The following is a 20,054-nucleotide window of genomic DNA, read 5'->3' as shown; positions in this document are numbered from 1 at the left end:
CGCTGCCGCGCCCCGAGCGGGCTCCGACCGTCCAGGAGACCCCACGTGATCACGACCGCCGCCCAGGAGCTCTACGAACTCGGCGACGCCCCCGAGATGGGCACCGTGCCGAAGAAGATGTACGCCTCGCTGATCCGTCGTGAACGCTACGGGCAGCCCGTCGACGCCTTCCGCACCGAGGTGGTCGACGTACCGCCGGTCGGACGCGGGCAGGTGCTCGTCAAGGTGATGGCGGCCGGCGTCAACTACAACAACGTCTGGGCGTCCCTCGGACACCCGCTCGACGTGATCGCCGCCCGGCAGAAGGCCGGCGCCACCGAGGACTTCCACATCGGCGGCTCCGACCTGTCCGGCGTCGTGTGGGCCGTCGGCGAAGGGGTGCGGGACGTCCGGCTCGGCGACGAGGTCGTCGTCCTGGCCAGCCGGTGGGACGAGACGGCCGAGGACATCCGCCTCGGCGCCGACCCGGCCTTCTCCACCACCCAGCGCGTGTGGGGATACGAGGAGAACTACGGCTCCTTCGCCCAGTTCGCCGTCGTCGACGACTATATGTGCCACCCCAAGCCCGCCCGCCTGTCCTGGGCCGAGTCCGCCTGCTACATGGCGACGGCCGCCACCGCCTACCGCCAGCTCTTCGGCTGGGAGCCGCACACGGTCCGGCCCGGCGACCCGGTCCTCATCTGGGGTGGCGCAGGCGGCCTGGGCTCCATCGCCATCCAGCTCGTACGGCACGTCGGCGGCATCCCGGTCGCCGTCGTCTCCAGCGAGGAGCGCGGCGAGTTCTGCGTGAAGCTCGGCGCCCAAGGATGGATCGACCGGCGCGAGTTCGACCACTGGGGCCGGATGCCGGACACCTCCGACGAGGCGGCGATGGCCCGCTGGCTGGCCGGCGCGCGCGCCTTCGGACGACGCTTCTGGGAGGTGCTCGGCGAGCGCCGCGCCCCGCGGATCGTGCTGGAGCACTCCGGCGCCGACACCATCCCCACCTCCATGTACCTGTGCGCCAACGGTGGCATGGTCGTCATCTGCGGCGGCACCACCGGCTACAACGGCGACGTGGACCTGCGCTTCCTCTGGATGCGGCAGAAGCGGCTCCAGGGCTCGCACGTGGCCAGTGCCCGCGAGGCCCGCGAGGTGACCCGGCTGATCGACCAGGGCTTCGTCGACCCCTGCCTGTCGCGGACGTTCGGCTTCGAGGAGATCGGCCTGGCACACCAGCTGATCCACGAGAACCGCCATCCGGCGGGGAACATGGCGGTGCTGGTCAACGCGTCGGCGTGACAGTGGGAGGGTCGTGACGCGGCTCTGACACAACTCAGCCGCGTGCTCCGACACGACTTTGCGGCGGATCTGCGGCGGATCTGCCGGCGGCTCTTGAAGACGGCCCCCGTTCCGCGCGTGAGGCGCAGGGCGGGGGCCGTGGCGGTCGAGGTCGGGTGGGGCGGCTGGGGACTGGTGCCTGTCGGCTTGTGGCCGTCGGTCAGTGGGCCAGCGGTCGTCGGTCAGACGTCAGCGGTCGGCGGTCGGCGGTCGGCGGTCGTCGGTCAGCGGTCGTCGGTCAGTGGTCGGCCCAGCCCAGGACCGTGCTGAAGACACCCGTGCCGATCGCGACCACGTCGACGTGCACGGCGAGCGCCGGGTCCGCCCGTGTCCCGATCCGCAGTCCGTCGGCGAACGGCCGCGCCCGCAGGTCGCGCAGAGTACTCAGCGCGTCGGTGGGAAGGACGCGAGGCCCGGTGTGCAGAGCCTTCCACGCGGCCTCCTTGGCCGAGAACAGCGAGGTGACCGACCACGGCACCGCCCCGGACCCGGGAGCGCGCAGCAGCTCCTCCTCGTCCTCGCGCAGGACGAGCCGTGCCGCCCGGACGGGCAGCGGACGCAGCTCCAGATCGCAGCCGAGCGGGGTGTCCCGGCCCGGCGCCCGGGCGACGGCCGCCGCGACCCCGGCGCTGTGCGTGAGAGACGCCGCACGTCCGGGCGGGAACGCGGGCAGGCGGCCCGCCCGCGGGATCTCCCCGCAGTCCAGCCCCACCGCGCGCAGCGCGCGCCGCGCCGCGAGCCGGCCGGCCAGGAACTCCCGTCGGCGCCGCGGCGGCATCACCGATGCGGCGGCCTCCTCGGCGGGCCCGGCGGGCAGGGCCTCGGGGTCCGAGGTGAGGGCGACGCCCAGCCCGAGGCCGGCGGCGGCCAGTGCCGGCCGAAGGGGGAGCAGGCGGGCGACCGCGTCGGCGGCCGGGTGGGTGGCAGGGCCGGGGACCACCACAGCCGGGGGACGACCGGCCGTCGGGGCGGAGTGCCGACGCGGACGCACCGCTCAGGTCCGCAGCAGCTTCTTGATGATCTTCCCGGCGGGATTGCGGGGCACCTGCTCGATGAACTCCACCCGCCGCGGGCGCTTGTAGGGCGCCAACAGCTGTCCGACGTGGGCGAGAAGGTCCGCGGCCCGCGTGTCCGGCTCGGCGACGACGTACGCCAGCGGCACCTCGCCGTAGTCCTCGTCGGGCATGCCGACGACCGCGGCGTCCCGCACCGCCGGGTGGGACATCAGAGCGCGTTCGATCTCCGAGGGGTACACGTTCTGCCCTGCCCGGATGATGACGTCCTTGGTGCGGTCGACGAGGTGGATGCGGCCCGCGTCGTCGACGAAGCCCAGGTCGCCGGTCCTGATCCAGCCGTCGAGGACGATCTCGCGGGTGGCCTCGGGGTCGTTCCAGTAGCCCTGCATGACGCCCGGCCCGCGCACCACGATCTCGCCGATCTCACCGCCTGGCAGGTCCCGCCCGGCCTCGTCGACCGCGCGGGCGGACATGCCGGGGACGACGCGACCGCAGGGGATGCGGGCGGTGACGTCCCCGGGCGCGGGGTGCTCGTCGGGGCCGAGGGTGACGAACGGGCCGCCGACCTCCGTCATGCCGTAGACCTGGCGGAAACCGCAGCCGAGGCGTTCCACGGCGTCGGCGTACACGTCCAGGGGCATGGGCGCGGCGCCGTACAGGACCTCCCGCAGCGACGACAGGTCGGTGCGGGAGGCGCCCTTGGCCTGGAGCATGAAGCGGAGCATCTGCGGGACCAGCCACATGTGGGTGGCGCGATGCTCCTCGACCGCGGCCAGCGCCCGCTGCGGCGTGAAGCCGGGCATCAGGACGACGGTGGCGCCGGCGGCCAGGTAGGTCAGGGAGACGACCATGCTGCCGTGGTAGAGCGGGCAGCAGTTGACCATGACGATGTCGTCGGTGGGCCGCGCCATGACCAGCCAGCCCAGCGCGATGGCGCGGAACGAGGCGCTGTCGACCGTGACACCCTTGGCCTGCCCCGTGGTCGCCGACGTGTGCAGCACGGCGATCGGATCGGTGTCGGCCACCTCGGGCAGGTCCCGCTCGGCGGCCAGGGTGCCCAGGGCCTCGAACACCGGCTTGTCCAGCGCCATCCTGATCCGCACCGACGCGGGCAGCTCGGGGTGCCGGTCCAGCAGCTCCGACTCGCCGAGGACGGCCACCGCGCCGACGCGCTCCACGATACCGGCGACCTCGGGCACGGCCAGGCTGTGATTGAGCGGTACGAACAGCGCGCCGAGCCGGGCGAGCGCGAAGTAGGCCTCCAGAACCTCGATGCGGTCCTTCGACAGCACCGCGACGCGGTCACCGCGTTCGATGCCGAGATCGGCCAGTCCGCGGGCCAGTTCGAGCACGCGGTCGTGGAACTGCGTCCAGGTCAGCCGGCGCTGCTCGTCGATCAGGGCCAACCGGTCCGGATGGCACTGACGGTTGCGTTCCAGCAGCTGGGTCAGCCACATCACGCACCGCCGGCGCCGGCGGTGGAACGCTCGGCCGTGAACCGCTCGTAGTCGGCGATCGTCCGCAGCTTCTCCATGTCGTCGGCGGTGATCTCCACGCCGAGCCGCTGCTCGACGAGCAGGACGAGACGGACCAGGTCGCCGGAGTCGATGCCGCTCGCGGCGAGGTCGGTGTCGTCACCGATCCGCTCGGCGTCGGCGAACTCCGCGGTACCGGTGAGTTCGACCAGCAGCTCCCTGATGGTGCTCATGCTTTCCCCTTTCGCCGCGGCCGACGGCCGCCGAGCGGATCTCGTGGGTCCTTGTCACCTCAGCAAGAGGACCGCTCGGCGCGACGCAATCCCCGTGACCCGGCGTGACCTTTGTCACCCGTCCGCACCGGCCGGAGCGGGGATAGCGGGGCCCGCGCGCAGCCTCTTTCCGGGACGGAGGCCGCACCCACCGCCCGCCATGACGCACCGGGCACGCGGGGCGCGCCGGAGTGCGAAGAGCGCGACGAGCGCGAGGAGCGCGAGCAATGCGGGTGGCGCCAGGAGTGCGAGCAGCGCCACGAGCGCCAGGAGTGCCAGGAGTGCCAGGAGTGCCGAAGGAGTGATGCCAGTGCCTAGGCCATACGTACGGTCCGAGGGCCGGTACGTGCCCACTGCCGAGGCGGGGACCGGCCACGGGAGCGCCGCATGAGCGCACCCCAGACCGAGACCGGGACCGTGCAGCCGACCGGCACCGCACCCCGGACCGAGACCGGGACCGTGCAGCCGACCGGCACCGCACCCCGGACCGAGACCGGGACCGTGCAGCCGACCGGCACCGCACCCCGGACCGAGAACGAGCAGCTGACCGGCACCGGAGCGCAGCCCGATACCGCGCAGCCAACTGGCACCGCACCGCAGTCCGAGACCGCACCGCCGACCGGCACCGCACCGCAGTCCGAGGCCGCACCGCCGACCCGGACAGCGGCCGCCGTGCCCACCGCGGAGGACGAGCTGCTCGCGCACTTCGACCGCCTCATCGCCGAGGGGGAGACCATCGAGCCGCGTGACTGGATGCCCGACGGCTATCGCCGGATGATGACCCGTCAGATCGCCCAGCACGCCCACTCCGAGATCATCGGTATGCAGCCGGAGGGCGCCTGGCTGACCCGGGCTCCGTCCCTGTACCGCAAGTCGGTGCTCATCGCGAAGGTGCAGGACGAGGCCGGGCACGGCATGTACCTCTACTCCGCCGCCGAGACGCTGGGCGTGGACCGGTCCGAACTGCTCGACGCCCTGCACCGGGGCCAGCAGCGCGCCTCGGCGACGTTCAACCACCCCGCGCTGACGTGGGCGGACACCGGAGCGATCGCCTGGCTGACGGACGGCGCCGCGGTCATCAACCAGGCGCCGCTGTGCCGCACGTCCTACGGGCCGTACGCCCGGGCGATGCGCCGCGTCTGCCAGGAGGAGGCCTTCCACGTGCGGCAGGGTTACGACATGCTGCGCGCCCTGTGCGAGGGCACACCGGAGCAGAAGGCGATGGCGCAGGACGCGGTGAACCGCTGGTGGCTGCCGGCCGTGGCGCTGATGTTCGGCCCGCCCGACACCGAGGCGGGCGGCGTCGACAGCCGCACCGCGGCCCTCGGCGCCGCCGTCTCCCGCCGCGCCATGGCCTGGGGCATCAAACGCCACACCAACGACGCACTGCGCCAGCGCTTCGTCGACAGTTGCGTCCCCCAGGCCGAACGGCTCGGACTGACCCTCCCCGACCCGGCGATCCGCTGGAACGAGGAGCGCGGCCACTACGACTTCACTCCGGTCGACTGGGACGTCTACCGCGCGGCGCTCGGCGACGACACGCACTGGTCCCGGCAGCGCGTCGCACACCGGCGCGCGGCACACGAGGACGGCGCCTGGGTACGGGAGGCATCGGCCGCCTACGCCGCACGCTTCGGGGCCGACGGGCCACCCGCGAATCCGGACCCGGACGCGGACCCAAGCCCGGACCCGGACCCGGACGCGGACGCAGTGCAGCAGACGGACGGTGCCGAGGCGGCACGGCACCGAGAGGGTGAGCGCGTATGAACCCGCAGCCGGAGGGCGCTCCGGCGTCCTGGGAGGTCTTCCTCAGGCCGCGCCGCGGTCTCGCCCATCAGCACGTGGGGTCCGTCCGCGCCGGTGACGCCGACACCGCCCTGCTGCGGGCCCGCGACCTGTACACCCGGCGCGGTGACCCGCTGTCGCTGTGGGTGGTCCGCTCGGACGCCGTGCACGCGGCCTCGCCGGACGAACGCGACCCGTTCTTCGCGGGCGCCCGCCACAAGCCCTACCGGTACCCGGAGCAGTTCGCGCCGCTGACCGAGAAGGGCCCGCCGACCGAGAAGGGCCCGCTGACCGAGAAGGGCCCGCTCACCGGGAAAGGCCCGCTCACCGAGAAAGGCCCTGAAGGTGACCACTTCGACTGACCCGGCCGTGGTCGCGGACACCGGCCGCGTCGACGCCCACCTCGCCGTGCACCTGTTGCGCCTCGGCGACGACGCGCTCGTCCTCGGGCAGCGGCTGTGCCAGTGGATCACGCGGGCGCCTGCCATCGAGGAGGACATGGCCCTGTCCAACATCGCCCTCGACCTGATCGGCCACGCCCGCACGCTGCTCACCCTCAGCGGCCGTGTCGACGGAACCGACCGCGGCGAGGACGACTTCGCCTTCGCCCGCTCCGACCGCGAGTTCACCAACGCCCTGCTGACCGAGCTGCCCAACGGGGACTTCGCGGTCACCGTCGCTCGGCAGCTCGCCTACTCCCACTACGCGGTCCTGTACTACGAGGCCCTGGCCGGCTGTGCGGACCCACAGCTCGCCGGTTTCGGTGAACGGGCCGCCAGGGAGGTGGCCTTCCACCGCATGCACGCCGACAACTGGACCCTGCGGCTGGGCCTGGGCACCCCCGAGAGCGCCCGCCGCATGCAACAGGGCCTGGAACGCGTATGGCCCTACACCGCAGAGCTCTTCGACGAGGACGACGTGCTGCGGCACCTCGTCGCGGCGGGCACGGTTCCCTCGCCGGCGCCGCTGCGCCCGGAGTGGGAACGGCGCGTGGCCGGGGTCGTGACCCGTGCGGGCCTGACCGTACCGGCCCCGGCCTGGCAGGCCCGCGGCGGACGCGCGGGGCTGCACACCGAGGAGTTCGGGCCGCTGATCGCCGAACTTCAGTCGGTGCACCGCCAGTTCCCGGGAGGCCGCTGGTGAACAGCTGCATCTCCGAGCCGACGCGTCGGACATGGGGCCGGGCGTCGGTCCCACAGCCCCGTACCGTCACGGCCCTGCGCCCCGCCCGTACGGCGGCGGAGATCCGGGCCCTGGTGGAGGCGCTGCCCGATCCGGAGCTGCCGATGATCGGCCTCGGCGACCTCGGCGTGATCCGCTCGGTCGCCCCGGCCGCCGACGGCGTGCTCGAAGTGGAGATCACCCCGACCTACCTGGGCTGCCCGGCGCTGCCCGCCATCGCCGCCGCGATCCGCGACGTCCTCGTCACCGGCGGCCACCCCGAGGGACGGGTACGTCAGGTGCTGTCCCCGGCGTGGACACCCGACCGCATCACGGAGGCCGGCCGCGAGAAGCTCGCCGCCCACGGTATCGCCCCGCCCGTACCCGGCCCGGCCGACGGACCGGTCCCCGTCGGACTGGCCCAGGTGCCCTGCCCGCACTGCGGCTCCCGCGCCACCCGGCCGCACAGCCCGTTCGGACCGGCCCGCTGCCAGTCGGTCCTGCGGTGCACGGCCTGCCAGGAACTCTTCCCCTATCTGGGCACGGTGTGAGGCGGACCATGAGCACCAGTCATGTCTCCGACGGGACCATCCCGGCAGGCCTTCAAGCCGCAGGCCCCCACACCGCAGGCCCTCACACCGCAGGTCCTCACACCGCAGGCCCCCACCCCGCAGACCCGCCCACCGAAGACTCCCGCGACAGAGGCCCCCGTGCGGAAAGCGCTCGCGACCTGGGTCCCCGTACGGAAGACTCCAGCACCCCAGGCCCTCACCCCGCAGGCCGCCGCACCGGCTGGCACCGTCTCCTCATCACCGAACTCCGGCACGTCTCCGGGGACGCGGTCGCGGTCACCCTGGAGGTGCCCGAGGCCTTGCGCGAGCTCTTCACCTACCGGCCCGGCGACCACGTCGTCGTCCGGCACCACCGCGCCGGCACGGAACTGTGCCGCAGCTACTCGGTGTGCCCCCCGCCCGACGACCCCACGGCCCTGCGCCTGGTCATCAGGCGCGGCGCCGCCGACGGTTTCGGCGCCCACGCCACCACCGCCCTGGCGGCGGGCGACGTCCTCGAACTCTCGCCGCCCACAGGCGGTTTCGCGCTGGCCGGGCGGCCCGGCGGTCATCACGTACTGATCGCGGGCGGCTCCGGCATCACACCGCTCGCCGCCATGGCCGCCGCCGCGCTGCGCGAGGACTCCGATTGCCGGGTCTCCCTGATCCATTCCGTCCCGACGTCCGCCGACGCCCTTCTCGCCGACGAACTGGCCGCCCTGAAGGACGCGTTCGTCGACCGCTTCACGGTTCTGTACAACCTCACCCGTGAGGAGCATGCCGGCGGTCTGCCGGGCGGGCGGATCGACGAGGTGAGACTCCCGCGCCTGCTCACCGCGGTGGGCGCCCGGCCCGACGCGGACACCGCGTTCGCCCTGTGCGGCCCCGGCGGTCTGGTCGTCGCGATGCGGCGGGCGCTGATTGCGTGGGGCGCCGACCCGGCCCTGATCCGCGCGGAATCCTTCACCGCCGCCGACACCCCCGAGCACGGCACCACACCGGCCACGCGGAGCACCCCGTCGCGCCCGGCGACGGCCCCCCACCCCACCGGCGTCACCACTCCGCACCCCACCCGCGTCACCGCGCTGATCGGCGGACGCCGCCGTCTCGCGACCACCGGGCCCGAGGACACCACCGTCCTCGACGCGCTGCTGCGCACCCACCCCGACGTGCCCTACGCCTGCCGTGAGGGCGTGTGCGGAAGCTGCCGGGCCCGCGTCCTGTCCGGCCGGGTGACGACCGGCCCTCAGCACGCCCTGGACGCCGCGGAACTCGCCGCCGGCTACACGCTCGTATGCCGGGCCCGGCCGGCCGGCACCGAACTCACCCTCGACTTCGACGCCTGACCAGGCCCGGACCCGCCGCCCCACCCACCCCACCCTTCCCGCCCGAACCCACCCACCCGAAGGAGAAGACGTTGACCACCACCCTGCGGCACGAGGGCAAGACCGCCCTGGTCACCGGCGGCAGCCGCGGTATCGGCCGGGCCATCAGCCGGCGCCTGGGCCGGGAGGGCGCCCTCGTGGCCGTCCACTACGGCCACGACCAGGCGGCGGCCGAGCGCACGGTCAAGGAGATCGAGGCCGACGGCGGCCGCGCCTTCCCCGTCCACGCGGAACTCGGCGTACCCGGCGACGCCGACACGCTCTGGGAGGCCTTCGACCGGGCCGTGACCGCACAGGACGCGGCACCCGGCCTGGACATCCTCGTCAACAACGCCGGCATCACCCTCCCGCGCCGGATCGCCGACGTCACCGAGGCGGACTACGACCGGGTGTTCGCCATCAACACCAAGGCGCCGTTCTTCATCGTCCAGCGCGCACTGGACCGGCTGCGCGACGGCGGCAGGATCGTGAACGTCTCCTCGGTGGCCACCCGCGTCGCCTTCCCGCCGATCGCCGCCTACACCATGACCAAGGCCGCCCTGGACTACCTCACCCTGGCCCTCGCGCAGGAACTCGGCCCCCGGGGCATCACGGTGAACAGCGTCGCCCCCGGCTACACCGAGACGGAGATCAACCCCACGCTGAGCATCCCGGAGATCCGCCAGAGGTACGCGAGCGCCTCCGTCTTCGGCCGGCTCGGCGCCCCCGCGGACATCGCCGACGTCGTGTCCTTCGTGGCGAGCGACGAGGCCCGCTGGGTGACCGGCCAGTGGATCGACGCCTCCGGAGGCGTCCACCTCGGCGTATGAGACGGCCGCTCGCGGCCCCGCTTCCGCCCGCCGCCCGACCGGTAGCCCTCGCCACGGCCGTACGCCCCGTCCGACCGGCAGCCCTCGCCACGGCCGTACCCCCCGCTCGGCCGCGGCCCCGGCCTACGGCACCCCTAGGAGACGCCATGACCCAGCACACGCCCGCCGCCCCGCCCCCCGTGGACGACCCCGACCCCCTGACCCGGCCCTTCCCGGGCGCGAGCCCTTACGACACCTACGTGCACGCGTCCGTCCTCAACACGCTCCAGCATCCCCTGACCGAGGCCCCGGACGAGATGGGCTTCCTGGTCACCACCCAGGTGATGGAGCTGTGGTTCACCCTGATCGTCCACGAGTGGCGCACCGCCAGGACCGCCTTCGCCAAGGACGACCTGGACGCGGCCCTGGACGCTCTGACCCGCAGCCGCCGCGCCCTGACCGCGCTCAACGCCGCCTGGGCGCCCATATCGGCGCTCACACCGGCGCAGTTCAACGGCTTCCGTGCCGCGTTCGGCAGGGCCTCCGGCTTCCAGTCGGCGATGTACCGGCACATGGAGTTCCTGCTGGGCGACAAGTCCGCCGGGATGCTCCGCCTCCACCAGGGCGACGCCACCGTCCACGAGGCGCTGGGCGAGACCTACCGCGAACCCTCCCTGTACGACGAGGTACTGCGCTTCCTGTACCGCCAGGGCCTCCCGGTCCCCGAGCACGTCCGCGACCGGGACGTCACCCAGCCCCACACCTCGGACCCGGGCGTGGTCGAGGCGTGGCGCCAGGTGTACGCCGGCCCGCCGCACCACCCGCTGCTCACCCTCGGCGAACTCCTCACCGACATCGCCGAACTCGTCGCGCGCTGGCGCTTCGACCACGTCATGGTCGTCCGCCGCGCCATGGGCGCCAAGACCGGCAGCGCCGGCTCCACCGGGCTCGCCTGGCTGGAGGAGCGCGCGGCCCGCCCGGTCTTTCCCGAACTGTGGGAGGTGCGCGGTGACCTCTAGGACCATCTCCGCCTTCGCCGCCGAGGAGGAGCGGCGGGTGCTGAGCCTGAAACCGGTCCTGGCTCCGGCACACGGCCGCTACGGCGACCACCCCCACCAGGTCTACGACGCCTGGCCCGCCGACGACCCCACCGCCCCGCTGGTGATCCTGCTGCACGGCGGCTACTGGCGCTACGACCGCATGCACCTCACCCCTTTCGCCGCCTACCTCTCCCAGCAGGGCTTCGACGTCCTGCTGCCCGGCTTCCGCCGCTCCGGCGGCGCCGGCGGCTACCCGGAGACCTTCGACGACGTCGCACGGATCGTCGACACCCTGCCGCAGGGACGGCCGTACGTACTGGCGGGGCACTGCTCGGGCGGCCACCTCGCCCTGTGGTGCGCGGCCCGCGGTCTGCTGCCCCCCGGCTCCCGCTGGCACACCCGCACCCTGCCGACCGCCGTACTGGCCCTCGCCCCGATCACCGACCTGACCGCAACCCGCCGCGACGACCTCAGCGATGGCGCCGCCCTGCAACTCCTGGGCGGAGCAGAGGTGTTCGACGAACGGCTGCCCAGCGTCGACCCCCTCACCCTGCTGCGCCGCACGGGTACGACCGGTGTCCCCACCGTGCTGCTGCACGGGGCCGTCGACGAGGAGGTCCCGCTCACCCAGTTCACCGACTACGCGGCCGTGCACCGGGACCTGAGGACCGTCGTGCTGCCCGGCACGGGCCACTACACGCTCATCGAACCGGGCGCCCCCGGTGCCCGCGCGGTCGCCGACACCCTCAGGGAGATGGCGGCCGCCTTCGGCGCACGACGCCAGGACGACGACAGCCGAAAGGCCCCGCAGACATGACCGCCGGCCCCAACACCCCCAACACGCCCAGCACCCCCACCACACCCGCCGTCCTCACCACCCGCACCGCACTCGACGAGGAGGCCGCGCGACGCGACGCCGACGACGTCCTGGCCCCGTACCGCGACCGCTTCCTCCTCCCGGACGGCGTCGTCTACCTCGACGGCAACTCCCTCGGCGCCCTGCCCGCCGCCGTCCCACAAGCCCTCGGCGACGTCGTGACCCGGCAGTGGGGGACCGACCTGATCCGCTCTTGGGAGACCAACGGCTGGTGGGCCGCACCCCTGCGCGTGGGCGACGCCATCGGCCGCCTCCTCGGCGCCGCCCCCGGCCAGACGGTGGCGGGCGACTCCACCAGCGTGCAGCTGTTCACCGCCCTCAGCGCGGCAGGGGCACTGCGCCCCGACCGGACGCTGCTGATCACCGACCCCGGTCACTTCCCCACCGACCGGTACCTGGCCCGCGCCGTGGCCGGCCGCCAGGCCCTGGAAACACGCTGGGTCCCCCCGGCCGACCTGCCGACCTTCCTGGCCACCGAAGGGGACCGCGTCGCCGTGGTCAGCTACTCGCCCGTCGACTTCCGCACGGGCGAGCTGTACGACATGCGGGCGGTCACCGAGGCGGCGCACCTGGCCGGCGCGCTGGTCCTGTGGGACCTGTGCCATGCCGCCGGCGCCCTTCCCCTCCACCTCGACGCCCTCGGTGTGGACTTCGCCGTCGGCTGCGGCTACAAGTTCCTCAACGGCGGCCCCGGCGCCCCCGCCTACCTGTACGTGGCCCGCCGCCACCACGAGGCGTTGGAGACCCCCTTGCCGGGCTGGACCGGCCACGCAGACCCCTTCGCCATGGCCCGCGACTACACGCCGGCGCCGGGCGTGGCCCGCGCCCGCATCGGAACACCGCCCATCCTGTCCCTGCTGGCGCTGGAGGCCGCGCTCACCGTCTTCGACGACGTCGACCTGGCCGAGGTCCGCGCCAAGAGCCTGTCCCTCACCGGCTTCTTCCTGGACTGCGCGACCGAACTCCTCACCCCTCTGGGCTTCGAGCCCGTCACCCCCACCGACCCCGCACGCCGAGGCAGCCACGTCTCCCTGCGCCACCCGCACGCCCAGGCCCTGACCGAGGCCCTGGTGGACCACGGCGTCATCATCGACACGCGGCCGCCGGACCTCCTGCGCTTCGGCATGAACGCCCTCTACACCACCCACCAGGAGCTGCTGACCGCCGCCCGCCACCTACGCACCGTCGCGGAGCAGGGCCACGTACGAAAGGGCTGAGCACGAGGGGGCGCCATAGCTGCCGCCGCAGCCCCGAACCGACCCGATTCGATCCGACCCGACTTGACCCGCCCCGACCCGACGAGAGGCAGCCGAAGCACGTCCAGGGCCCCGCACAGCTCCACTTTCCCGCAGCTGGTCGGCACGTCATCGACATCTGTGGGAAGAGGAGTAACGCGGTCAACTCCTGCCCGGCCCATCAACGGAGGACATATGAGGCGCCCGACCGGTAAGCGGGACCTGCTGCGGCGGATCGAAGAGGTCGAAGCCCGCCTCGACGAGCCCACCCCGGCCCCGTTGGACGGGCAGGAAGCCATCGACGTCGGCACGATCGCCCACCACACCTACGAGGGTCCCGGCCCCTGCCGCGCCGACCTGTTCGGCACCCTGTGCGGAGCACACCGTGACGAGCACAAACTGGTCGCCGACTAGCCCCGCCCAAGTCCCAGCCCCGCGCACCGGCCGTGTGTCCCGCCCAGGGCATCAGTCCCAGACCGCCCACCCGCTCGACGTAGGTCAGGTGATGCGCTCAGCGTGCGTCCACATCGCTGAGATCGTGGCGCAGGCCGTGTCGCGGTGCCGACTGTCCGGCGATTGCGGTCGCTGCGCTCGCGCCTACGACTTGCCTGAGCAGTGGGTCTCGGTCCAGGTCGCCTGAAGGTCACGGCAGACGATGGTCACCGTGCCGTTCCAGCAGGCGATCTCGTGGGTGCAGCCATCCCTGTGCGGCAGGATCTCGTCGAGAATCACGCTCCCGAGATCCGTCCCTCGATCCTCGTCGGCGGGATCGATGGTGAAGCTGGAGACGCCCGCGTAGCGAATCAGCAGGTCCCGGTCGTGCTTCCAGCAGTTGTGCTGGAACTCGATCACCATCTCGTCATCGCCGGTGTCCCGGACGGCTTGGAGCGTCAGGTCCTTCACGCATCGCCTGCTCTGGAAGGCGTAGTGGTCCGTGTCGGTGGCGAAGGCCCGGGCACCCGGTGGCAGATCGCCAGAGACCAAGGGCAGGAACTCCAGGTAGCGAGCCGGGCTCAAGACCCCGGAAAGACCGCCGACCCGCGCATCCAGTTCGACGTACTTCACCAGCTGTTCCCCCCGCCCGTGGCTTCCTGCTTGGCCGACGGATCGTCGCACATGCTCGCCGGATGAGACGACGTCTGAGGGGCACCACCGGCTGGCACTGTTCGGTCGCGGCGCGCGTGCACCGGACAGGCCGGACCTTCGGCGGGTCACGTTGGGCGTCGGCGTCTTCGCAGTCCGTCAGAAGAGGCTGGCGTGCACCTCCCGCGTGAGGTTCTCGAAGATGTCGCGCAGCCACGGGCTGCGGACGGCTGGTAGCCGGACCAACGTGTGCCGGAAAACGCTCGGGTCGGCTCGGAACAGGCTGCAGGGGTGCGGCGCGGGCGGATCGTCGCGGAGGACGCCGTCGGGCATGAGGCCCGACGCGGGGGCGGGCAGGTGCGGCTCAGGGAAGGCCAGCCACAGCCACACGCCGAACGGCAGCGGCACCAGGTATGCCGGGGTGGCCGAATACGGCGGTGCCCAGGTCTCCGCCGTCTGGGGATGGACCGGTACGAGGGCGATGTCGACGTCCGCGTCCGGGGTGGGCAGCCCCGGCCCGGCCAGGACGGCGCGCCGCGCCGAGGGACCCGTGGGGAGCAGGGTGTCGAGAGCGCGTTGGAACACCTCCTCGGTCAGGCCGTCGGGGACGGTCACCGGTCGGCCCTCCGACGCCGCCAGGAGATGCGCGAGCGCCCGGCCGGCCGCCGCCTCCCAACGCGGACTCCAGGACCACCAGTGATGCAACCCCAGCCGTGGCCCTCCCCACGCGGTGATCGGCTCGAACGGAGGTGTGCTCTTCCCGTCGGCCACAAGCTCCGCCCAGGAGAGCGGCGCGGTACCGGCAGCGTCAGCGGGGCGGCGGTGCACGGCGTCCGGGGCGAGCCACACCGACTGCCAGAGCGAGCAGTCGTCGATCCTGCTCGCCACGGGCAGGCCGCACGCCTCGCAGGACAGATTGGGGCCGTCGGCCCCGTCGAGGCCGCAGCAGTACCCGCCGCACTTCTCCGGGATCAGCGTGGTGTTGCGGATGTCTCCGGGTGCGATGACGATCGCGCCGGGCGCGCCGTCGGACACCGCGTAGACCGGCGCGTAGATGCCGCGCGCCGCCAGCTCCTCCGGATCGGTCTCCTCCCACCTCCGCCACGGCGGCCCAGTGGGCTCCGGCTCCACGGCGAACGTGCCCGGCTCCATGAGGACCGGGAGCTGAATCCCGTTCCCGTACTTCTGATGGGCGTGGACCGGCAGGGTGACCTGGGACAGCGGGGCGGTCAGCTCGGTGCCGCACCCCGCACATACGAAGACGAACAACTGCCCTCCGCTTGGGGAACTGGATCATCCCAGTTTCCCGGCGGCGGAGCCATGAATTTTCTCCCGGACCGGCTCCGGCCACGCCCCACGCTGCCTGTTGGCGAAGCCGGCCCGAGCGGCGGGAGCGCCACGCGGGCCGACGAGCCAGGGGCCCACGAGGGGCCGGCATCCCTGATATCCGGTCAGCCTTCGTCGCGGCTACGGCGCACGCCTCACGGTGCGATCTCGAACCGCGGCGGCTGGAGCCTCGCGAGGCAGCGGGTATCCACCGTTGCTCGGAGCAGTCTGGGCGTCGAACCCGCCGGACAGGGCGAGGGCCGGGATGTCGCTGCGGGTCACGTCGCGGACCGACGGGGGCGCCGGCGGCGCCGGGGACGCCCCAGACACGGCAGTCGTCGTGGAGCCAGGCGAGCTGCGGGGCGTTGGCCAGCATCGACCGGGATCCCGTCGGCCGCTCGACGCCTGACTGGTCTACACCCTTGACTGGTACAGACCAACACGGTTGAGTGTGCCTCCACAGCCCCCCACCACGGCCGCCCCCACGCCGTGTCCGGTCCACCGGTGCGTGCGGTGCGGGCCTGCTGCGTCCTGCCCTGCCCCAGGAGGCGGCCGTGCTCCGTAAAGGAGTTGATCTCGTGTCGAGACGCCGTGTTCCCGCCGTCCTGGCCGCGCTCGCCCTCGCCGGTACGGCCCCGGTGCTGCTCCCGGCCTCGAACGCCGCCGCCGCGGCGTGCTCCAGCTACCCGAACTGGGTGGCAGGCAAGTCGTACAACGCCGGTGACATCGTCCGCTACACCGACGGCAAGGCCTACATCGCCGAGCACGCCAATCCGGGCTACGACCCGATCATCAGCACCTGGTACTGGGAGCCGTACGCCTGCGACAGCGGACCGGGTACGCCCAGCACGCGCTTCGTCGTGACGGAGGCGCAGTTCAACCAGATGTTCCCGAACCGGAATTCCTTCTACAGTTACAGCGGCCTCACCGCGGCCCTGAGCGCCTACCCCGGCTTCGCCAATACGGGCAGCGACACGGTGAAGAAGCAGGAAGCCGCGGCCTTCCTCGCCAACGTCAGCCACGAGACCGGTGGTCTGGTGCACGTCGTGGAGCAGAACACCGCCAACTACCCGCACTACTGTGACTGGAGTCAGCCCTACGGCTGTCCGGCCGGTCAGGCCGCCTACTACGGGCGCGGCCCGATCCAGCTGAGCTGGAACTTCAACTACAAGGCGGCGGGCGACGCGCTCGGCATCGACCTGCTGGGCAACCCCTGGCTGGTGCAGAACGATTCAGCCGTCGCCTGGAAGACGGCCCTGTGGTACTGGAACACCCAGACCGGCCCCGGCAGCATGACCCCGCACAACGCCATGGTGAACGGCGCCGGTTTCGGTCAGACGATCCGCAGCATCAACGGTTCCCTGGAATGCGACGGCAAGAACCCGGCACAGGTGCAGAGCCGCGTGAACAACTACCAGCGGTTCACGCAGGTCCTCGGAACAGAACCCGGCGGCAACCTCTACTGCTGACGACCGGGCGTCGGGCCGTGGGGCTCTCGCATGTCCCCAAGCACACCCACCCCCTGCGGCGAAGGTCGGCACGGCAGAAGCGGACCCTGTAGCGCGCCTGCGTGATGTCGATGGCCGTCGGCGAAGGAAGTCGGCGGCCATCCGTACTGGTCACACCTGCACACACACGGCCCGTGTCAGGATGCTGAGCATGTCTGGTCGCGCGCTGGGTTTCGGAGTGGTGGCGGAAGCATACGAGCGGTTCCGGCCGGGGTGCCCCGTGGAGCTGTTCGACATGGTGATGGCGTACGCGGGCCGTCCGGTGAGGACCGCCTTGGAGATCGGCGCGGGGACAGGCAAGGCAACCCGCCTGTTCGCCCAGCGGGGAGTCATGGTCACCGCGACCGATCCTGACGAGTCCATGCTCGCCGAGCTGCGCAAGCACGTGCCGACGAACGTCCGGACGGTGCGGGCCGCGCTCGAGGACTTGCGACCTGGCGAACGGTATGAGCTGGTCTATGCGGCAGCAGCGCTGCATTGGACGAACCCGGAGGGCCGCTGGTCGCGCACGGCCGCGCTGTTGGAACCGGGCGGGGTGTTCGCCTCATGGGGTGGGCCATGTCGACTGGCAGACCCGGCCGTAGCGGAAGCCGTACGCACGGCGCGAGCACCATTCTTGGAGAGCGACGAGATCCCGTCGCCTGACGGGACGCCACCGGGTCATGAGATGCAGTGGCCGGGTACGGAGCTGCAACGGTCCGAGTGGTTCGCCGACGACCAGCAGTCCGTGATCGAACGGCGCGTGACGATGAGCGCTCGCGACTACGTTGGTCATCTCTCCACCGTCTCGGCGTATCTCGTCCTGCCGACCGCGCAGCGAGAGCAGGTACTCAGCCAGATCACGCGGGTACTGCCGGACAGAGTCGAGATGGCCGCCGACATCACCGTCCATCTGGCGCGTCGGTGCCAGGAGGACTGAACACGACCTCGCCATGTCGGCCCGGCCCGCCGGCCCCAGGGCTGGTTCCGAGCCACCTTCCGCCTCCGGCGGCTACCGCGCAGGTTTACCTGCGGTGGAGCACAGGTTTACCCGGATGTCGAACCAGCGTTTGATGTGATGAGTGTTCCTCGCGCGTACGTTCTTCCTCGACCAGAGTTCACGGGGGATGACATGATCATGACCATCAACTCGATCGTGTCCGTCGCCCTCTCGCACCGCGAGCTTTCACTGTGGAGGAGAGGAAACATGTCAGAGCGCATCAAGCTGTCCGGCATCAAGCGCAAGGCGGCCATCGGGCTGGCCGCGGCCGGTCTCGCCCTGGGGTCCGGCGTCGTGACGGCGGCGCAGAGCCACGCCGGCGCGGCCGCGGACTGCAGCGGCTGGTCCTGGAGCAACCCCGACACGGGCAGCGGCTACTCCACCGGCACCTACGCCCTGAAGACCGGCCCGTACGCGGCCTGCGGAAACACCGGCCAGACGTACAACGGGACGAAGCTGTACTACCACTGCTACGTCGTCAACAGCTACGGCAACACCTGGACGCACGCCCGGATCGCGGGCACCTCCACCCAGGGCTGGATCTCCGACGCCAACCTGACGATCAACCCGGACGGCTCCAGCCAGGGAGCCCTGGAACCCTGTTGAGCCGGTCGGCGCCCGTCATGACCGGACGGGCACCGACCGCGTGACGGAGTGGTCCCGGCATGACCAGCCCACCGCCGGCAGTCCTCGTACTCCGAGGACTGCCGGCGTCTTGGTGATCACCGTCCTCGCCTCCCCCCGGCACCCGCGACGGACTCAACCATCCACGCCACCACGCACCCCGGACCTGGATCGTCGACGCCTTCGACCGGGCGCACGCCCTCAAACAGGCCACCGCCCTCATCCAGACGGTCGTCGACCTCATTGCCGGACCGCCCGCAGTCTCGGGACGGCATCGGCCCACGGACAGAACGACGGTGACGCTCAGGCGTGCGCGTGAGTGACCGCAACGCCACCTCGGACGCCGACGCGTGCACGCGGTTGTCGGTACCTCCCGCCGACGTCGTCCCAAGCTTGGTCGGCTGCTTCGTCGAACGCACGGGAAGGGCTGAAGCCATCGGCAGTATCTGTTGGGCAGTAGCGCGCGACCACTGGGTGGTTCGGGCCGCCGACGCGGGCTGCCCGTCGCTGCGGGCTCGCGCCGAGCAAGCCCTCCGGTCCGGCGGGTGACGGGCAGCAGCGGGCCTGGACAGGTCCGCCGGTTCCGCGACCCCGCGGACCGCTCTGGCGCACGCTCACGGCATACTGGCGCCTCGCCGATGCAACAAAATGTTTAAGGAGAGTGAGTTGGCAGCCTGCTTCAAGACGGTCACGGTGGTGCAAGAGCCTCACCGAGCCCAAGCGGAGGACCTCAAGAACGCCTTCCAGGAGGCGATCGCACCCGCCACCGTCAACTACGACTTCGCCCACATACGCGATGCCGCCGCCATGCTCCCCGACAGCGAAGTCATCAACGTGATCCGCGGCTGGAAGCTCCAGGAAGAGGCGCCGGTCGTCGTCATGGCGCTCTCCCTCAAGGAGGCGGTCCGTCAGGCACTCCCGCCACAAGCGGCTCAGGCCTCGTTCTGGGACACCATGGAGCGCGACCTCGTGGATGCCTTCACCGATCTCGCCTCGCGAGAGGGCGAACCGGGGCTGGCCTACTACGAGGAGCAGCCGGACCGCACCAGCTACTACCGCGACCTGTTCTTCGCCCTCCAGGACATGGAGGCCGGCGACCACCTGTACGGTGTCGCCTTCTGCACCGACGTCACCGTGCGCCTCGACAAGCAGCGCGTGGGGAGCCTGGGCCTCGCCGACACCGCACAGTTCGCCGTGCAGCTCAACGCGATCGTCGTACGTCAGAAGCTCGCGGACGCGGCCTGATTCTCCAGACAGCGCCCTTCGCTTCCCGCGCATCCGTTCCCAGCACCTCCCGCGTCCGTCCCTCAGGATGAGTCACGGCCCGCCGTCCCGGGCTGTGCACCGCGCCGGACTACGGCACTACGGCACGCTCCACCTCCGCAGCGCCACGCCGACTACAAGTAGCCGATTCCCCACCTGGGTCAGCCACCAGCATCAATAGGCGTGGACGCCAGGCAGCACAGCGACCGAGCTGATGCGCTGATAATTCGCTTGGCGCCCCGGACTCGCCTGTGATGAGATCGGTGACGACGGGGGCGGCTCCCCGGCGTGCATCCTTCTCACCTTCTTCGACGACCTCAGCGCGCCCACTTCCCGCCCCCGTTCCTCTCTGCTTGTTCTCCTGTT

The 20,054-nt window shown here is 71.9% G+C and carries 19 protein-coding genes and 1 pseudogene; 15 read left to right on the top strand and 5 right to left on the bottom strand.

Features of this window, described 5'->3' with window-relative positions; translation table 11 throughout:
* The first annotated feature begins 96 nt into the window (after positions 1-96).
* Positions 97-1,281 (top strand): crotonyl-CoA carboxylase/reductase, encoded by a 1,185-nt coding sequence (gene ccrA, locus ABT232_RS11800; RefSeq protein WP_351839253.1) that lies wholly within the window; start codon positions 97-99, stop codon positions 1,279-1,281.
* 277 nt (positions 1,282-1,558) lie between these two features.
* Here ccrA and ABT232_RS11795 read toward each other — a convergent pair whose 3' ends face one another.
* From ABT232_RS11795 to ABT232_RS11785, 3 genes are read right to left on the bottom strand one after another with little or no spacing between them, the layout of a single operon-like run.
* Positions 1,559-2,260: a 4'-phosphopantetheinyl transferase superfamily protein gene (locus ABT232_RS11795; protein WP_351839147.1), complete on the bottom strand. Its 702-nt coding sequence runs from the start codon at positions 2,258-2,260 to the stop codon at positions 1,559-1,561.
* A 54-nt stretch (positions 2,261-2,314) separates the two neighbouring features.
* The gene (locus ABT232_RS11790) at positions 2,315-3,793 is read right to left on the bottom strand and encodes a class I adenylate-forming enzyme family protein (RefSeq protein WP_351839145.1); all 1,479 of its coding nucleotides are present in this window, start codon (positions 3,791-3,793) and stop codon (positions 2,315-2,317) included.
* Positions 3,793-4,044 carry an acyl carrier protein gene (locus tag ABT232_RS11785; RefSeq protein ID WP_351839143.1) on the bottom strand — a complete coding sequence of 84 codons (252 nt, stop codon included), beginning with the start codon at positions 4,042-4,044 and terminating at the stop codon, positions 3,793-3,795. The genes ABT232_RS11790 and ABT232_RS11785 overlap by 1 nt, the downstream gene beginning before the upstream one ends.
* A 711-nt stretch (positions 4,045-4,755) precedes the next feature.
* On the opposite strand from ABT232_RS11785, the gene paaA reads away from it, so the two are divergent.
* From paaA to ABT232_RS11735, 10 genes and pseudogenes are all read left to right on the top strand, one after another.
* Positions 4,756-5,850, top strand: coding sequence for a 1,2-phenylacetyl-CoA epoxidase subunit PaaA (gene paaA, locus ABT232_RS11780; RefSeq protein ID WP_351839251.1), 1,095 nt, complete (start codon positions 4,756-4,758; stop codon positions 5,848-5,850).
* Positions 5,847-6,134, top strand: a pseudogene (gene paaB, locus ABT232_RS11775) (1,2-phenylacetyl-CoA epoxidase subunit PaaB); the annotation flags it as partial. The gene paaA and the pseudogene paaB, both read left to right, overlap by 4 nt.
* A 103-nt stretch (positions 6,135-6,237) precedes the next feature.
* Positions 6,238-7,011, top strand: a complete 774-nt coding sequence (gene paaC / locus ABT232_RS11770) for a 1,2-phenylacetyl-CoA epoxidase subunit PaaC (RefSeq protein WP_450871622.1) — start codon at positions 6,238-6,240, stop codon at positions 7,009-7,011.
* Positions 7,008-7,580 (top strand): 1,2-phenylacetyl-CoA epoxidase subunit PaaD, encoded by a 573-nt coding sequence (gene paaD / locus ABT232_RS11765; protein ID WP_450871617.1) that lies wholly within the window; start codon positions 7,008-7,010, stop codon positions 7,578-7,580. Before paaC ends, paaD begins: the two co-directional genes overlap by 4 nt.
* A gap of 179 nt (positions 7,581-7,759) precedes the next feature.
* Positions 7,760-8,926: a 2Fe-2S iron-sulfur cluster-binding protein gene (locus ABT232_RS11760; RefSeq protein WP_351839247.1), complete on the top strand. Its 1,167-nt coding sequence runs from the start codon at positions 7,760-7,762 to the stop codon at positions 8,924-8,926.
* A 71-nt stretch (positions 8,927-8,997) separates the two neighbouring features.
* Complete coding sequence (locus ABT232_RS11755) at positions 8,998-9,774, top strand: SDR family oxidoreductase (RefSeq protein WP_351839140.1); 777 nt, start codon at positions 8,998-9,000, stop codon at positions 9,772-9,774.
* 146 nt (positions 9,775-9,920) lie between these two features.
* Positions 9,921-10,772: a tryptophan 2,3-dioxygenase gene (locus ABT232_RS11750; protein ID WP_351839138.1), complete on the top strand. Its 852-nt coding sequence runs from the start codon at positions 9,921-9,923 to the stop codon at positions 10,770-10,772.
* On the top strand, positions 10,762-11,610 hold the full coding sequence (locus tag ABT232_RS11745) for an alpha/beta hydrolase family protein (protein ID WP_351839136.1): 849 nt from the start codon (positions 10,762-10,764) through the stop codon (positions 11,608-11,610). Before ABT232_RS11750 ends, ABT232_RS11745 begins: the two co-directional genes overlap by 11 nt.
* Positions 11,607-12,887 (top strand): kynureninase, encoded by a 1,281-nt coding sequence (gene kynU, locus ABT232_RS11740; RefSeq protein ID WP_351839134.1) that lies wholly within the window; start codon positions 11,607-11,609, stop codon positions 12,885-12,887. The genes ABT232_RS11745 and kynU overlap by 4 nt, the downstream gene beginning before the upstream one ends.
* Positions 12,888-13,100: 213 nt before the next feature.
* On the top strand, positions 13,101-13,319 hold the full coding sequence (locus ABT232_RS11735) for a hypothetical protein (RefSeq protein WP_351839132.1): 219 nt from the start codon (positions 13,101-13,103) through the stop codon (positions 13,317-13,319).
* A gap of 183 nt (positions 13,320-13,502) precedes the next feature.
* Here the strand turns inward: ABT232_RS11735 and ABT232_RS11730 are convergent, their stop codons facing one another.
* Positions 13,503-13,970 (bottom strand): hypothetical protein, encoded by a 468-nt coding sequence (locus ABT232_RS11730; protein WP_351839130.1) that lies wholly within the window; start codon positions 13,968-13,970, stop codon positions 13,503-13,505.
* A 177-nt stretch (positions 13,971-14,147) separates the two neighbouring features.
* Positions 14,148-15,257: a hypothetical protein gene (locus tag ABT232_RS11725; RefSeq protein WP_351839128.1), complete on the bottom strand. Its 1,110-nt coding sequence runs from the start codon at positions 15,255-15,257 to the stop codon at positions 14,148-14,150.
* A 635-nt stretch (positions 15,258-15,892) separates the two neighbouring features.
* Here ABT232_RS11725 and ABT232_RS11720 point away from each other — a divergent pair.
* From ABT232_RS11720 to ABT232_RS11705, 4 genes are all read left to right on the top strand, one after another.
* On the top strand, positions 15,893-16,783 hold the full coding sequence (locus ABT232_RS11720) for a glycoside hydrolase family 19 protein (RefSeq protein ID WP_351839126.1): 891 nt from the start codon (positions 15,893-15,895) through the stop codon (positions 16,781-16,783).
* Between the two features lie 259 nt (positions 16,784-17,042).
* The gene (locus ABT232_RS11715) at positions 17,043-17,741 is read left to right on the top strand and encodes a class I SAM-dependent methyltransferase (RefSeq protein ID WP_351839124.1); all 699 of its coding nucleotides are present in this window, start codon (positions 17,043-17,045) and stop codon (positions 17,739-17,741) included.
* 267 nt (positions 17,742-18,008) lie between these two features.
* Positions 18,009-18,407 carry an SH3 domain-containing protein gene (locus ABT232_RS11710; RefSeq protein WP_351839122.1) on the top strand — a complete coding sequence of 133 codons (399 nt, stop codon included), beginning with the start codon at positions 18,009-18,011 and terminating at the stop codon, positions 18,405-18,407.
* 684 nt (positions 18,408-19,091) lie between these two features.
* Positions 19,092-19,670 carry a Type-2Aa cytolytic delta-endotoxin gene (locus tag ABT232_RS11705; protein ID WP_351839120.1) on the top strand — a complete coding sequence of 193 codons (579 nt, stop codon included), beginning with the start codon at positions 19,092-19,094 and terminating at the stop codon, positions 19,668-19,670.
* Positions 19,671-20,054 lie beyond the last annotated feature (384 nt).

It is taken from the genome of Streptomyces sp. NPDC001532, from assembly GCF_040298625.1.
In the GTDB taxonomy this organism is placed as follows: Bacteria; Actinomycetota; Actinomycetes; order Streptomycetales; family Streptomycetaceae; genus Streptomyces.
This window is presented reverse-complemented; position numbering and strand designations above follow the sequence as displayed.